Origin of the sequence: Mycobacterium sp. 663a-19 (genome assembly GCF_035616495.1) — a bacterium.
Classification (GTDB): domain Bacteria; phylum Actinomycetota; class Actinomycetes; order Mycobacteriales; family Mycobacteriaceae; genus Mycobacterium.
On sequence record NZ_JAPJAV010000009.1, the window covers coordinates 147,536 to 162,211 of the forward strand.

Annotated in this window: 11 protein-coding genes; 5 read left to right on the plus strand and 6 right to left on the minus strand. The window is 71.6% G+C overall.

All coding sequences use genetic code 11. From position 1 onward, the window contains the following. Positions 1 to 16 precede the first annotated feature (16 nt). The gene (locus OQ968_RS17495; protein ID WP_324680097.1) at positions 17 to 715 is read right to left on the minus strand and encodes a hypothetical protein; all 699 of its coding nucleotides are present in this window, start codon (positions 713 to 715) and stop codon (positions 17 to 19) included. On the opposite strand from OQ968_RS17495, the gene OQ968_RS17500 reads away from it, so the two are divergent. Together OQ968_RS17500 and OQ968_RS17505 are read left to right on the plus strand one after the other, a co-directional pair. Further along, positions 714 to 1,382: a hypothetical protein gene (locus OQ968_RS17500; RefSeq protein ID WP_324680099.1), complete on the plus strand. Its 669-nt coding sequence runs from the start codon at positions 714 to 716 to the stop codon at positions 1,380 to 1,382. The two genes, OQ968_RS17495 and OQ968_RS17500, sit on opposite strands and share 2 nt — an antisense overlap. Further along, positions 1,383 to 2,948, plus strand: coding sequence for a DNA polymerase Y family protein (locus OQ968_RS17505; protein ID WP_324680101.1), 1,566 nt, complete (start codon positions 1,383 to 1,385; stop codon positions 2,946 to 2,948). A 6-nt stretch (positions 2,949 to 2,954) separates the two neighbouring features. Here the strand turns inward: OQ968_RS17505 and OQ968_RS17510 are convergent, their stop codons facing one another. Beyond that, positions 2,955 to 4,109, minus strand: a complete 1,155-nt coding sequence (locus OQ968_RS17510; RefSeq protein ID WP_324680103.1) for an alpha-hydroxy-acid oxidizing protein — start codon at positions 4,107 to 4,109, stop codon at positions 2,955 to 2,957. Between the two features lie 84 nt (positions 4,110 to 4,193). Here OQ968_RS17510 and OQ968_RS17515 point away from each other — a divergent pair, with 84 nt between their 5' ends. Beyond that, positions 4,194 to 5,306 (plus strand): enolase C-terminal domain-like protein, encoded by a 1,113-nt coding sequence (locus OQ968_RS17515; RefSeq protein WP_324680105.1) that lies wholly within the window; start codon positions 4,194 to 4,196, stop codon positions 5,304 to 5,306. Here the strand turns inward: OQ968_RS17515 and OQ968_RS17520 are convergent. From OQ968_RS17520 to OQ968_RS17530, 3 genes are all read right to left on the minus strand, one after another. Further along, positions 5,269 to 6,324 carry a nucleoside hydrolase gene (locus OQ968_RS17520; protein ID WP_324680107.1) on the minus strand — a complete coding sequence of 352 codons (1,056 nt, stop codon included), beginning with the start codon at positions 6,322 to 6,324 and terminating at the stop codon, positions 5,269 to 5,271. The two genes, OQ968_RS17515 and OQ968_RS17520, sit on opposite strands and share 38 nt — an antisense overlap. Before the next feature lie 42 nt (positions 6,325 to 6,366). After that, positions 6,367 to 8,376, minus strand: coding sequence for an SDR family oxidoreductase (locus OQ968_RS17525; RefSeq protein WP_324680109.1), 2,010 nt, complete (start codon positions 8,374 to 8,376; stop codon positions 6,367 to 6,369). A gap of 70 nt (positions 8,377 to 8,446) precedes the next feature. Next, a complete protein-coding gene (locus OQ968_RS17530) occupies positions 8,447 to 9,157 on the minus strand; it encodes a histidine phosphatase family protein (protein ID WP_324680111.1) in 711 nt (236 codons plus the stop codon). A 105-nt stretch (positions 9,158 to 9,262) separates the two neighbouring features. Here OQ968_RS17530 and OQ968_RS17535 point away from each other — a divergent pair, with 105 nt between their 5' ends. Continuing rightward, positions 9,263 to 10,132: a MaoC family dehydratase gene (locus OQ968_RS17535; RefSeq protein ID WP_324680113.1), complete on the plus strand. Its 870-nt coding sequence runs from the start codon at positions 9,263 to 9,265 to the stop codon at positions 10,130 to 10,132. Here the strand turns inward: OQ968_RS17535 and otsB are convergent. Then, positions 10,129 to 11,301 carry a trehalose-phosphatase gene (gene otsB, locus OQ968_RS17540; RefSeq protein WP_324680115.1) on the minus strand — a complete coding sequence of 391 codons (1,173 nt, stop codon included), beginning with the start codon at positions 11,299 to 11,301 and terminating at the stop codon, positions 10,129 to 10,131. The genes OQ968_RS17535 and otsB overlap by 4 nt on opposite strands. Before the next feature lie 64 nt (positions 11,302 to 11,365). Between otsB and OQ968_RS17545 the strand changes: the two genes are divergently transcribed. Then, positions 11,366 to 14,647 (plus strand): error-prone DNA polymerase, encoded by a 3,282-nt coding sequence (locus tag OQ968_RS17545; protein ID WP_324680117.1) that lies wholly within the window; start codon positions 11,366 to 11,368, stop codon positions 14,645 to 14,647. The last annotated feature ends 29 nt before the right edge of the window (positions 14,648 to 14,676 follow it).

Sequence of the window (14,676 nt, forward strand, 5' to 3'; positions counted from 1 at the left end):
GTGTGGCCGCTCGCGGTCACTCCACGAATTCTCGCCTGCCGTAGGCGATCGTGGCCGCGTCCCAGTTCCCGCCGGATTCGATGACGAGCCGGCGGGCAACGTCGAGATCCCCCGTGCCCGCGACCAGGATCAGGGTTCGGTCGGTGGTGACGGAGCCCCCGCGCAGTCGTTGGTGCGCGGCCGAATCGGCGGTGAACGCGTCGGCGAAGCGCGCGATGTCGACGTCGGGCACGCTGATGGTGATCGCGTCGGCTGCCGGCTGCGGCAGGTAGTCGAAGGTCAACACCGTTCTCTGGTTGAACTGGCGGCACAGCGCCTGGGCGGCGGCGTGCGACGAACCGTCGGCACCGCACAGATGAAATTCGCGCGAGCGCTCATGGCTGGTCTGCTGCAGCTCATCTGACCAGAACACCCCGTCGAGCGGGGTCGATCCGGTCACGGTCGCGCCGCTGAGAATGATCGTCAGGTCGGCGTGCGCCTCGAACAGGGGATCGGTGGTGTCGGTGGCGAACAACTCGGCCGGATGACACGGATCGGCGCCGGCTCGGGCCGGGATTCCGGCGACGACGGCACTACCCAAAAGCACCATGAGCCACACCAGCACCGAGCGCATAAGGCAGCCTCTCACGTTGCTTGACGGTTGTCGGAGGGCGGGTGTTAACTCCAGGCAGATCGAACATATATTCGAAAATCCGGGTGGTAGGAGGCTGGTCATGACTGCGGCTTTTGCCTCCGGCCAACGCCAGGAAAATCGTGCTGACCAGCTCGAATCACTGCGCCGGCGGATGGCCGAAATGTCGGGGCGAGTCGTCGCCCCCGCTGACGACCTGCTGCCCGAATCGGAATCCCGGCTGCCGCTCCCGCGGTGGCTCGCGGAGTCGCTGCCGGTGCCGTTGCCCCGGGGGACGGTGGCGGTGCTGTCGGGGGCCCGGTCGCTGCTGCTGGGCATGGTCGCCGCGGTGACGGCGGCCGGGGGCAACGTGGCCATCGTCGGCCAGCCGGACATCGGACTGCTGGCCGCCGCGGAGATGGGGGCGGACCTGAGCCGGCTCGCGGTGATACCGGATCCCGGAACCGATCCGGTGGAGGTGGCCGCGGTGCTCGTCGACGGCATGGACCTGGTGGTGCTCGGCCTGGGCGGGCGCCGGGTGCCGCACACGCGGGCGCGCGCGGTGGTGGCGCGGGCCCGCACCAAGGGGTGCACCCTGCTGGTCACCGACGGCGACTGGCAGGGGGCGCCGACGCGGCTCGCGGCCCGGGTCTGCGGCTATGAGATCACCGCCTGCGGGCGGCCGGGATTCGGACGCATCGGCCGGGTGCGGCTGCAGGTCAGCGGGGTGTGCGCGGGCAGGCGGGTGATCGGCCGGGCGCGAGCGGGATGAATGCCGGTGGCTTCCCGGGTTTTGGCGATCTGGTGCATGGACTGGCCCGCGGTCGCGGCGGCCGCGGCCGCGGGCCAACCCGCGACGGCCCCGGTCGCCGTCACGCTGGCGAATCGGGTGATCGCCTGCTCGTCGGCCGCGCGGGCGGCGGGGGTGCGGCGGGGGCTGCGCCGCCGCGAGGCCGCCGCCCGGTGCCCGCAACTGCACGTCGCGACCGCCGACGCCGACCGCGATGCCCGCTTCTTCGAAGCGGTGATCGCGGCGGTGGACGACCTGGTGCCGCGCGCCGAGGTGCTGCGGCCCGGGCTCCTGGTGTTGCCGGTGCGCGGGGCGGCCCGCTACTTCGGGTCCGAGGAGCGGGCCGCCGAGCGGCTGATCGATGCGGTGGCCGCGGCCGGCGCCGAGTGCCAGGTGGGAATCGCCGACCAGTTGTCCACCGCCGTGTTCGCCGCGCGGGCGGGCCGGATCGTCGAGGCGGGGGGCGACGCGAGGTTCCTCTCGGTGCTGTCGATCCGGCAGCTCGCCACCGAGCCGAGCCTGGCCGGTCCGGGGCGCGAGGAGCTGACGGATCTGTTGTGGCGGATGGGGATTCGCACCATCGGGCAGTTCGCCGCGCTGTCTCGCACCGACGTGGCCTCCCGGTTCGGCGCCGACGGGGTGACCGCGCACCGGTTGGCGCGCGGCGAACCCGAGCGGGGACCGTCCGGGCGCGAGCCGCCGGCCGAACTCGAAGCCGTGCTGGACTGCGACCCGCCGATCGACCGGGTCGACGCCGCGGCATTCGCCGGACGCTCGCTGGCCGGCACGCTGCATCATGCCCTGATGGCCGCGGGGGTCGGCTGCACCCGGCTGGCCATCCACGCCGTCACCGCCAACGGTGAAGAGCTGCACCGGGTTTGGCGGTGCGCCGAGCCGTTGACCGAGGACGCCACCGCCGACCGGGTGCGCTGGCAGCTGGACGGGTGGTTGAGCAACCGGACCGCGCGCGAGGCCCGCCCCACCGCGGCGGTGACGCTGTTGCGGCTGCGGGCGGTGGAGGTGGTGTCCGCCGAGGCGCTGCAGTTGCCGCTGTGGGGTGGTCTCGGGGAGGAGGACCGGCTGCGGGCCCGCCGGGCGCTGGTGCGGGTGCAGGGCCTGCTCGGCCCGGAGGCGGTGCGGGTGCCGGTGCGCTCCGGCGGTCGCGGGCCCGCCGAGCGCATCACGCTGACGCCGCTGGGCGACGAGCCGGTGCCGCACGCCGACCCGGATCGACCGTGGCCCGGCCGACTGCCCGAGCCGTCGCCGGCGGTCCTGCTCGACGACCCGGTGGAATTGCTTGACGCCCAAGGAAATCCGGTACGGGTGACCAGCCGGGGCATGTTCTCAGCCGACCCCGCCCGGCTGACCGTGCGCGCCAGGGACGAGCGGCTGCGCTGGTGGGCCGGACCCTGGCCGGTCGACGAGCGGTGGTGGGACCCCGACGCCAAGGGCCGCAGCGCCCGCGCCCAGGTCTTGCTGACCGACGAGCGGGCGTTCCTGCTGTGCTACCGCCAGCGGCGCTGGTATCTCGAGGGAAGCTACGAGTAGCGGCGCTCATCCGGTGGGCCGCAACGCGTCCGGCGTCAGGTCCTTGAGCGACGGGTAGCCGTCGACGGCCATGATCAGGTCGGCCTCGGCCAGGATCGAGCGCAGCACGTGCACGATGCCGCCGACGCCGCCCAGCGCCAGGCCGTAGGCGTAGGGGCGGCCGATCCCCACCGCGGTCGCGCCCATCGCCAGGGCCTTGATGACGTCGGCGCCGCTGCGCACGCCGGAGTCGAACAGCACCGGCAGCCCGTCGGCGGCCTCCAGCACCCCGGGCAGGCAATCCAGGCAGGACAGCCCGCCGTTGGCCTGCCGGCCGCCGTGGTTGGAGCAGTAAATGCCGTCCACCCCAAGGTCTTTGGCGCGCCGGACGTCGTCAGGGTGGCAGATGCCCTTGACCATCAGCGGCAGGTGCGTCTCCGACCGCAGCCACTCCAGGTCGCTCCACCGGAACGGGCCGCCGAAGATCGGCAGCTTGCGCACCGCCGCCTCGGTGGCGTCCTCGCCCGGCCGCAGGCCGGCGCGGAAGACGGGGTCGGAGGTGTAGTTGGCCAGGCATCCGCTGGGCACCTGCGGGTAGTTCCCGGCGCTCAGGTCGCGCGGACGCCAGCCGGTGACCCAGGTGTCGAGGGTGACCGCGATGCACTTGAAGCCGGCCGCCTCGGCGCGGTGCACCAGGCTGGCGGCCATCTCGCGGTCCGGCGGCGTGTACAGCTGGAAGAAGCCGGGGGTATCGCCGAGCTCCGGCGCGACGTCCTCCATCGGGTCCGACGTGAGGGTGCCCACGAAGAACGGCACGCCGGTGCGGGCGGACGCCCGGGCCGCGGCCAGGTCGCCGTGACCGTCCTGGGCGCACACCCCGATGACCCCAATGGGCGCCATGAAGATCGGCGACGGCAACGTCATCCCGAACAACTCGACGGACATGTCGCGCTGCTCGGGGGCAATGCCCATGCGAGGGAACAGGCCCCAGCGCTTGAAGGCCTCGACGTTGGCCCGCTGGGTGTGCTCGTCGCCGGCGCCGCCGGCCACGTACCCCAGCACCTTCGGCGGCATGGCCGCGGCCGTCCTGGCCTCCAGGTCGGCGAACCCGATGGGGTAGGGCGGCTGCCGGCCGGCCTGCCCCTGTTGGTAGAGCTCGTTTTGGTACTCGGCGAAAGGCATAGCGTCAGCGGGTACCCCGCGATCGGCCGGGCAAACTCAGACGCCCGCGGGCATACCCGGTCGGTGGGTGGGTAGTCACCCGGCATGGCCCTGCTCGCGAGTGCACCGATTCCCGTCGAATCCGTTGAGGCCTCGGCCTACTCGATCCCGACCGACGCGCCGGAGTCCGACGGCACCCTGACGTGGGACTCGACGACCCTGGTGCTGGCGAGCGTGCGCGCCGGCGGGCAGGTCGGGGTCGGCTACACCTACGCGGACACGGCCGTCGTCACCGTCGTGCGATCCAAGCTTGCCGAGGCCGTCACCGGGGCGGACGCGTTGCAGCCGCCGGCGCGGTGGGCCCAGATGCAGCACGCGGTCCGCAACCTGGGCAAGCCCGGGCTGGCCGCCGAGGCGATCTCGGCCGTAGACGTCGCGCTGTGGGACCTGCGTGCCCGGTTATTGGACGAACCGTTGGTGGTTGCGCTGGGCGCCGTGCACGACGCCACCCCGATCTATGGCAGCGGCGGGTTCACCTCATACGACAACGATGCACTCGCGAGGCAGCTGGGCGGCTGGGTCGAGGCCGGCATTCCCCGGGTCAAGATGAAGGTGGGCCGCGACCCGGAAACCGACATCGACCGGGTGGCGGCCGCCCGGTCGGCGATCGGCGACGGCGCCGAGTTGTTCGTCGACGCCAACGGCGCGTACCGGCGCAAGCAGGCGCTGCTGTGGGCGCAGCGCTTCGCCGAGTACGACGTGCGGTGGTTCGAGGAGCCGGTGAGCTCCGACGATCTCGACGGTTTGCACCTGCTGCGCGAGCACGGCCCGGCCGGCATGGACATCGCCGCCGGCGAGTACGGCTATCACCTGCCCTACTTTCACCAGATGCTCGCCGCCGGCGCGGTCGACTGCCTGCAGGCCGACGTCACCCGGGCGCTCGGCATCACCGGGATCCTCAAGGTCGCCGCGCTGTGCGACGCGCGTGGGATGGACCTCTCGCTGCACTGCGCCCCACAGATCAGCGGCCACGTCGGCACTGCCGTCTGGCACCTGCGCCACCTGGAGTACTTCCACGACCACGTGCGGATCGAAGGCCTGGCGTTCGACGGGGTGATCCAGCCGGAGCCCGGCGGCCTGCTGCGCCCCGACCGGACGGCGCCCGGGCACGGGTTGACCGTCAAGCACGCCGACCTGGAGCGGTTCCGGGTGGCGTGAACCCGCGCGCGAACATCCCGACCCGTTCGACGAACCGGTCGAAGAACGCGCCGGGGTCCACGCCAATGCCGATGTGGGCGTTGGGTTCTCGGCCCCACCGCCCCGACCAGTCGACGACGGTCATGCCGCGGGTCAGGGTTCCGGCGAGCTCGACGTCGACCGTCGCCGCCCGGGTCGTCACCAGCCCGGGGTCCAGCGCCATGGCGGCGGCCAGCGGATCGTGCAGGTGCGCCACGTATCCGTGACCGTTGTCGTGATGGACCTCGAAGTAGTAGCGCAGCGCATCCTCGATCACCCGGATCAGCGGGTTCGACGCCGTCGACCGGGTGCCGCGTTCGTCGAGCGCGCTCATCGCGGTGGTGGTCGAGCCCGCCGCGGCCGCCAGCCGCGCCAGCACCTCCGGCGTCATCGCGATGTGCCGCGTGAGGTCCAGCCCGCACAGGATCGGAAAGCGTTGGGGGTCAACGGCCGCGGTGGACCAGGCCGCGAACACCTCGGCCGCCGCCTCGGGGTCCACGGCGATATTCCATTCGGCCACCGGGTTGGTGTTGCCGCGGTAGTCGTAGGCGCCGCCCATGATCGCCAGCCGCCGCAGCAGCGTCGGCAGGGCGGGCTCGGCGCGCAGCGCCAGCGCCAGGTTGGTCAACGGGCCGGTGGCCACGCCGATCAACTCCCCGGCATGGGCGCGCGCGGCGCGCATCCAGGCGGTCGCGGAATCGCAGCCGGTGAGCCGCAGATCGGTGGCCGGCAACTCCGCGTACCCCATGCCCCTGGGGCCGTGCGCCTTCCCCGGCGGCAACGAACAGTTCAGCGGCCACTGCGCACCCTTGGACACGGGAATGCCTGTGGCCCCGCACAATTGGAGCAGGCCAAGGTTGTTCTCGCAGACCTGGTCCACCGCGACGTTTCCGGCGGTCGAGGCGATGCCGACCACGTCGGCGTCCGGGCTGGCCAGCAGGTACACCAGCGCCATCGCGTCGTCGACGCCGGTGTCGACGTCGACGAAAACGGGCTTCACCGCGGCAACGATACCGGCGCTCACGGCCAGCGGGACGCCGATTTACCAGTGCAGGCCGGGCACCAGCCGCGCCAGCCGCTTGACCGGTCGGGGTGCGCGGATGCCGCGGGCGACGGCGCGCACCGGGCGCTTCGGCTTGCGGCGCGACGGGCGGGGCGCGGCCGGCTCGGTGGCGGTGACCACGCCGCGGGCCGCGGCCGAGTCGGGGTAGCCCAGGTACAGCTGATGCAGGATCCGGCGCGACAGCCTGGGCGTGAAGTAGTTGCCGGCCTCGGCCAGCGTGCCCACCGGGGTGTCGATGCGCGCCGGCTTCTCCACCAGCCCGCGCACCACCATCGCGGCGGCGCGCTCGGGGCTGATCGGCGGCACCGGGTTGAGCCGGTGCGACGGCACGATCATCGGCGTGCGGACCAGCGGCATGTGGATGTTGGTGAACGTGATGTGGTCGGACAGCGTCTCGGAGGCGACCACATCGGCGAACGCGTCGAGCGCCGCCTTGGTGGGCAGGTACGAGCTGTACTTCGGGTTGCGGGCCTGCACGCCCGCGCTGGAGACGTTGACGACGTGGCCGAATCGCCGCTCGCGCCAGTGCGGCAGCAGCGCCAGCACCATGCGCACCGCGCCGAAGTAGTTGACCGCCATCACCCGTTCGTAGTCGTGCATCCTGTCCGTCGCGTTGACCACCGAGCGGCGAATCGACCGGCCGGCGTTGTTCACCAGGTAGTCGACGTGGTCGAACCGGCCCAGGATGTCCTTGACGGTGTGCTCCACCGACACGGAATCGGTGATGTCACAGGTGAATGCGTACGCCTGACCGCCGTTGGCGCGGATCTCGGCGACCAGCTTGTCGAGCGCGTCGCCGTTGCGGGCCAGCGCGAACACCGTCGCACCGCGCTCCGCGACGGCGATCGCCGACGCCCGGCCGATCCCGCTGGATGCGCCGGTGATGATGACGTGCCGGCCCACCAGCGGCCCGGCGGGATTGTCGCGACGCGCGCGGTCGGGATCGAGGTGCTCGGCCCAGTAGCGCCACAGCTTGGGTGCGTAGTCGGCGAATTCGGGCACGTCGATGTTGGTGCCGCGCAACGCCTTCCGGGTCTCGTCGCTGACGAACTGCGGCGCCAGGTCGACGACGTCGAGGACCTCGGCGGGAATGCCCAGCTGGGTGGCCGCCATGTTGCGCACCACTTTGGCGCGCCCGCTCACCTTCAGCACCGGCGTCGCCACCGAGCGGGGCAGCGATCCGCGCAGCGGGGGCAGCCCGGCCTCCTCGGCGACACCGCGGTAGATGCCGCGCAGCCCAATGGTTTTCGGCGCGGTCAGGTGGAACGTCTGCCCGTCGCGGCCGTCGGCGTGCATGAGGGCGACAAGCGCGTCGACGACGTAGTCGACCGGGACGATGTTGGTGCGCCCGGTGTCGGGCAGCATGATCGGGGTGAACTTGGGCAGCACGGCCAGCTTGGCCAGCACGCCGAAGAAGTAGTAGGGCCCGTCGACCTTGTCCATCTCGCCCGTGCGCGAGTCGCCGACCACCACCGCCGGCCGGTAGATGCGGTGGCGCAGCCCGGGCGTCGATCGCACCAGCAGCTCGGCCTCGAACTTGGTCTGGTGATACGGGGTGGGCAGCTGCTGGCCGACGTCGAAGTCGTCCTCGGTGTACTCGCCGCGGAAGTCGCCCGCCACGGCGATCGACGACACGTGGTGCAACGTGGCGTCCAGCCGTTGCGTCAGCTCGATGACGGCGCGGGTCCCGTCCACGTTGGCGGCCCGCTGCTCGGCGTCGCCGGCGGTGATGTCGTAGATCGCCGCGCAGTGCACGACGTGGTCGACCTCGCCCAGTTCGGCGACGGTCTCCTCGGTGAGCGCCAGCTCGGGCAGCTCGCCGACGAGGGGCTTCGCCCGCTCCCCCCACTCGGCGGCGAGGCGCTCGAAGCGGCCCAGCGACTGGCGGCGGACCAGCACCCACACCTGCGCGTCGGGCCGCGCGTCCAGCAGGCGAGTGACGACGCGGCGCCCAATAAACCCGGTACCGCCGGTAACGACATACCGCATTCAGCCATGGTGGCCCTGGTGGTGGCGCACGTCAACCGTGATCTACGTCGCTACCGGCGCCGCCCGAGGCTCAGGTGAAGTTGCGGATGCCGTCCCAGTCCACCAGCGTCCAGCCGTCGGCCGGGTTGCCGGTGATCACCACGTGGCCGATGTTCGGCAGGGGATGGCTGGTCAGCAGGCTGTTCTTGCCGTTCTTGGTGTTCATCAGCGTCCACACCATGATCGCGGTGCCCTGCGAGAACACCACCGGGTTGTGGTGGCCGCTGCTGTAGATCTTCTGGACCGCGCCGGTGAACTGGTCGTTGAACTGCTTGCCGCTGACCGACCCCGGGATGCTGTTCTGGACGTCGCCGTTGACCCAGCCCGTCGGCGCCAGCAGATACGTCGAGTTCGCCATCGCTTCGGGTTTGCCGTTGTACCAGCCGGCGTTGATCGACTGCAGGCCGTTCAGCACCTCGACCTGCTTGCCCAGTTCGCTGGCCAACGGCGCGGCGGTCTGCTGGGCTTCGGCCATCGCCGAGGCGTAGACGGCGTCGAACTGGTTGTGGCCGGCCTGGTGGACCACCTGCTGGGCCTGCCCCTTGCCCTCGGCGGTGAGGCCGGGACCGGGAATCTCGGTGTCGATGACCCCGTCCGCGTTCGCCTGGGACTGTGCGTTCCGGATGAAGGTCAGGGTGATGCTGCGCGCCTGCGTCGACCCGCCGCAGGCGCCGACGATCAGCGTTGCGGCAAGCACGGCCATTGCTTTTGAAGCCATCCTGATCCTGCTGCGATTGCGCATGGCGATAGCCTGCCCTGCCAACGGTGCCGGTGGGAAGGGTTTGCGATGGTTGAGTGCAGAAATAGCCGAAAATTCCACCCGATTTCCACCTGAGAGGATCCTCGTATGGCGATTGATCCGACTGCCGTCGGCGCGGTGACCGAGCCGATGCTGTTCGAATGGACCGACCGGGACACGCTGCTGTACGCGCTGGGCGTCGGCTGCGGGACCGATGACCTGTCGTTCACCACCGAGAACAGCCACGACATCCCCCAGCAGGTGCTGCCCACCTACGCGGTGATCTGCTGTCCGGCCTTCGGGGCGGCGGGCAAGATCGGAAAGTTCAACTGGGCCATGCTCTTACACGGATCGCAAGGCATCCGGCTGCATGCGCCGCTGCCGCCCGCGGGCAAGCTGTCGGTGGTCACCGAGGTCACCGACATCCAGGACAAGGGCGAGGGCAAGAACGCGGTCGTGATGCTGCGCGGTCGCGGCACCGACCCGGACTCGGGGACGCTGATCGCCGAGACGTCGACCACCTTCGTCGTGCGGGGCGCGGGCGGATTCGGGGGCCAGCCGGGCCAGCGGCCGATCGCGCCGGAGATCCCGGATCGCGAGCCCGACGCCCGCGTCGCGCTGCCCACCCGCGAGGACCAGGCGCTGATCTACCGGCTGTCCGGCGACCGCAACCCGCTGCACAGCGACCCGTGGTTCGCCCGGGAGCTGGCCGGGTTCCCCAAGCCGATCCTGCACGGGCTGTGCAGCTACGGGGTGGCGGGACGGGCGCTGCTCGCCGAGCTCGGCGGGGGCGTCGCGGCCAACATCACCTCGATCGACGCGCGGTTTTCCTCGCCGGTGTTTCCCGGCGAGACGCTGACCACGCTGATCTGGCGGACCGGCCCGGGCAAGGCGGTGTTCCGCACCGAGGCCTCCGGCGAGGGCGCCGACGCGCGGGTGGTGCTGGACGACGGCGCGGTGGAATACGCCGACGGCTAACTCACGGGGGCATCGCTGAGCTCGCGCGCCAGCCGGTCGGTGAACTCGACCACCCGCGCGGGACTGTCCAGCGCGAACAGCGCGGCGGTGGCGCGGTCGCCATCGTCGGTGTGCCGCACCACAATTGGGACACCGTCGTGGCGCACCGCGTCGAACGCGTCTTCGTCGGTGATGTCGTCGCCGAGATAGATGGGCATCAGCTGGCTCGAGCCGGCGTGCCGCAGGTGGTCGATCACCCAGCGCAGCGTCTTGCCCTTGTCCCAGTCGATGTCGGGGCGCAGCTCGATGACCTCGCGGCCGGTGGTCACGCGAAGCGCGTGGCGCCGGCCCGCCGCGCGCACCGTCGCCGCCACCTCGCCGACGCGGTCCCGGGCGGCGTTGCGGTAGTGCACGGCCACGCCGAATCGCTTGTGCTCCACCATGATCCCGGGGATGGGGCCGAGCTTTTCGCGCAGCTCGGCGGCCACCCCCTCCAGCACCGGTATCGTCGCCGCCGCGGCGTCGTTCTGGTGGTGCGTTCCGTCGGGCGCGGTCAGCTCGAAGCCGTGGCTGCCCGCATACCAGATGCCGGGCAGGCCGACCCGTCCGGTCACGTCGGCGAGGTCGCGGCCGGACAGCACCGCGACGGGACAGTGCGCGGCCAGCTTCGAAAGCGCCTCGGCCGCACCGGCGGCCGGGCGGGCCGCGTCCGGGTCGTCGACGATGTCGGACAGCGTGCCGTCGAAGTCGAAGAACACCGCGGGCTGCCGGGCGGTGAGGCCGGCGGCCAGCCCGAGCGCCTGCAAGGCGTCGGGCAGTTCCGACATCCGCCGGTCCCCGGTTCGCACGGTGACCTCGTCCAGGTCGACGACGACCGCGTCGGCGCCGAAGCGGCGCAGCTCGTCGCGGTGGGCCGTCGGGTCGACGCCGATGACCAAGGCGAACCCGGCGGCCCGGGCGGCCTCGACGTCCGCGGCTTCCGCGGCGATCACGACGCAGCGGCCCGGCCGCGCGCCCAGCCGGTCGGCGGCCCGCACCAGCCCGGTCGCGTCGGGCGAGCCGACCGCGTCGGCGCGGATGCCGGCGTCGTGCAGCCGCGCCATCACGGCTTCGGTCGCCAGCGCGCCGGACCCCAACAGCACCGCGTCGTGGCGGCGCGGGTCGATGATGACCGGCTCGAATCTGCGCACGACCAACCCTCTCACGGCAGGCGACACGCTACGAAATCGAACATACATTCGATAGACTGCGTGGGTGGGCTGGTTCAACGGACCGCCGAGTTGGGCGGAGATGGAGCGGGTGCTCGACGGCAAGCCGCGCCGCGCGGGCGCGCCCATGGCACCCGAAGAGGAAGGTCCCCTGTCGCGCAAGCGCGGGGCCTACGAGCCGCCGGACGACAACCGGAGGGTCCGCTCATCCGTCGCGTACGCCGAGCTGCACGCGCATTCGGCGTACAGCTTTCTCGACGGGGCGAGCACGCCGGAGGAGCTGGTCGAGGAGGCGGCCCGGCTGGATCTGCGCGCCCTGGCGCTGACCGACCACAACGGGCTGTACGGGGCGGTGCGGTTCGCCGAAGCGGCCGCGGAGCTCGACGTGCGCACCGTGTTCGGTGCCGAGCTGTCGCTGGGGTCGGTCGCCCGCACCGAGGAGCCGGACCCGCCCGGGCCGCACCTGCTGGTGCTGGCCCGCGGCCCGGAGGGCTACCGGCGGTTGTCGCGGCAGCTGGCCGCCGCGCACCTGGCCGGCGGCGAGAAGGGCAAGCCGCGCTTCGACCTCGACGCGCTGACCGAGGCCGCGGGCGGGCACTGGCACATCCTGACCGGATGTCGCAAAGGCCATGTGCGCCAGGCGTTTTCCGACGGTGGCCCGGACGCGGCGCGGCGCGCGCTGGCCGACCTGGTGGACCGATTCGGCGCCGTGCGGGTCAGCGTCGAGCTGACCCATCACGGCCACCCGCTTGACGACGAGCGCAACGAGGCGCTGGCCGGGCTGGCGCCGCGCTTCGGCGTCGGCGTCGTCGTCACCACCGGGGCGCACTTCGCGGGGCCGTCGCGGCGCCGGCTGGCCATGGCGATGGGGGCGATCCGGGCCCGGCAATCCCTGGATTCGGCCGCCGGGTGGCTGGCCCCGCTGGGCGGCTCGCACCTGCGGTCAGGTGCGGAGATGGCCCGGCTGTTCGCTTGGTGTCCCGAGGCGGTGACCGCCGCGGCCGAGCTGGGTGAGCAGTGCGCGTTCGGGCTGGCGCTGATCGCGCCGCAGCTGCCGCCGTTCGACGTGCCCGACGGGCACACCGAGGACAGCTGGCTGCGGCAGTTGGTGATGGCCGGGGCCCGCGACCGCTACGGGCTCCCCGACGGCGCGCCGCGGGCCTATGCCCAGATCGAGCGCGAGCTGAAAGTCATTGCGCAATTGCGGTTTCCGGGCTATTTCCTGGTGGTGCACGACATCACCCGGTTCTGCCGGGACAACAACATCCTGTGCCAGGGCCGGGGATCGGCGGCCAACTCCGCGGTCTGTTATGCCCTCGGCGTCACCGCGGTGGACCCGGTGGCCAACGAGCTGCTGTTCGAGCGCTTCCTGTCGCCCGCCCGCGACGGTCCGCCCGACATCGACATGGACATCGAGTCGGACCAGCGCGAAAAGGTCATCCAGTACGTCTACGACAAATACGGCCGCGACTACGCCGCGCAGGTCGCCAACGTCATCACCTACCGCGGCAAGATCGCGGTGCGCGACATGGCCCGCGCCCTGGGCTTCTCGCAGGGGCAGCAGGACGCGTGGAGCAAGCAGATCAGCAGCTGGAACGGGGTGGCGGATTCCCCCGACGCCGAGGGCATTCCGGAGCAGGTGATCGACCTGGCCACCCAGATCCGGAATCTGCCGCGGCACATGGGCATCCACTCCGGCGGCATGGTGATCTGCGACCGCCCGATCGCCGACGTGTGCCCGGTGGAGTGGGCGCGCATGGAGAACCGCAGCGTCCTGCAATGGGACAAAGACGACTGTGCGGCAATAGGTTTGGTGAAGTTCGACCTGCTGGGGCTGGGCATGCTCTCGGCGCTGCACTATGCCAAGGACCTGGTGGCCGAGCACAAGGGCATCGAGGTGGACCTGGCCCGCCTCGACCTCTCCGAGCCGGCCGTGTACGAGATGCTGGCGCGCGCCGATTCCGTCGGCGTGTTCCAGGTGGAGTCGCGCGCCCAGATGGCCACCCTGCCGAGACTTAAGCCGCGGGAGTTCTACGACCTGGTGGTGGAGGTCGCGCTGATCCGCCCCGGACCCATCCAGGGCGGGTCGGTGCACCCCTACATCCGGCGGCGCAACGGGCTCGACCCGGTGGTCTACGACCACCCCTCCATGGAACCGGCGTTGCGAAAGACGTTGGGGGTTCCGCTTTTTCAGGAGCAGCTGATGCAGCTCGCGGTCGACTGCGCCGGCTTCTCGGCCGCCGAGGCCGACCAGCTGCGCCGTGCCATGGGTTCCAAGCGTTCCACCGAACGCATGCGACGGCTGCGCGGCCGGTTCTACGACGGCATGCGCGCGCTGCACGGCGCCACCGACGAGGTGATCGACCGGACCTACGAAAAGCTGGAGGCGTTCGCCAATTTCGGCTTCCCGGAAAGCCACGCGCTGTCCTTCGCGTCGCTGGTGTTCTACTCGTCGTGGTTCAAGCTGCACCACCCGGCGGCGTTCTGCGCGGCGCTGCTGCGCGCCCAGCCGATGGGCTTCTATTCGCCGCAGTCGCTGGTGGCCGACGCGCGCAGGCACGGCGTGGTGGTGCACGGTCCGTGTGTGGCCGCCAGCCTGGCGCACGCCACCCTCGAGAATGCCGGGACGGAAGTCCGCCTCGGGCTGGGCGCCGTCCGCCATATCGGCGACGACCTCGCCGAGCAGCTGGTCGAGGAGCGAAAGGCCAACGGCCCCTTCGCTTCCCTGCTGGACCTGACCGCCCGCCTGCAGCTGTCCGTACCGCAGACCGAGGCGCTGGCGACGGCCGGGGCTTTCGCCTGCTTCGGGATGTCCCGGCGGGAGGGATTGTGGGCGGCCGGGGCGGCCGCCACCCAGCGGCCGGACCGGTTGCCCGGGGTGGGGTCGTCGTCGCGTGTTCCGGCCCTGCCGGGGATGACCGAGCTGGAGCTGTCCGCCGCCGACGTGTGGGCCACCGGCATCTCGCCGGACAGCTACCCGACGCAGTTCCTGCGGGCCGACCTGGACGCGATGGGGGTGGTGCCCGCCGAGAAGCTGCTCGGCGTGCCCGACGGCGACCGCGTGCTGATCGCCGGCGCGGTGACCCATCGGCAGCGACCCGCGACGGCCCAGGGGGTGACCTTCGTCAACCTCGAGGACGAGACCGGGATGGTCAACGTGCTCTGCACGCCGGGGGTGTGGGCCCGGCACCGCAAGCTGGCCAACACGGCGCCGGCGCTGCTGGTCCGCGGCCAGGTCCAAAACGCCAGTGGCGCAGTGACCGTCGTCGCCGAGCGGTTGGGCCGCATCACCCTGGCCGTCGGCTCGCGCTCACGCGACTTCCGCTGACCGTCCCTTCGCCGAAAGTGAAACTGTTG

What these genes read in the sequence shown, in the direction of transcription:
- OQ968_RS17515 (WP_324680105.1), top strand. Translation starts at nt 4,194, where the DNA reads ATGGCCCTGCTCGCGAGTGCACCGATTCCCGTCGAATCCGTTGAGGCC.
- OQ968_RS17525 (WP_324680109.1), bottom strand. Translation starts at nt 8,376, where the DNA reads ATGCGGTATGTCGTTACCGGCGGTACCGGGTTTATTGGGCGCCGCGTC.
- OQ968_RS17505 (WP_324680101.1), top strand. Translation starts at nt 1,383, where the DNA reads ATGCCGGTGGCTTCCCGGGTTTTGGCGATCTGGTGCATGGACTGGCCC.
- OQ968_RS17530 (WP_324680111.1), bottom strand. Translation starts at nt 9,157, where the DNA reads ATGCGCAATCGCAGCAGGATCAGGATGGCTTCAAAAGCAATGGCCGTG.
- OQ968_RS17510 (WP_324680103.1), bottom strand. Translation starts at nt 4,109, where the DNA reads ATGCCTTTCGCCGAGTACCAAAACGAGCTCTACCAACAGGGGCAGGCC.
- OQ968_RS17495 (WP_324680097.1), bottom strand. Translation starts at nt 715, where the DNA reads ATGACCAGCCTCCTACCACCCGGATTTTCGAATATATGTTCGATCTGC.
- OQ968_RS17535 (WP_324680113.1), top strand. Translation starts at nt 9,263, where the DNA reads ATGGCGATTGATCCGACTGCCGTCGGCGCGGTGACCGAGCCGATGCTG.
- OQ968_RS17500 (WP_324680099.1), top strand. Translation starts at nt 714, where the DNA reads ATGACTGCGGCTTTTGCCTCCGGCCAACGCCAGGAAAATCGTGCTGAC.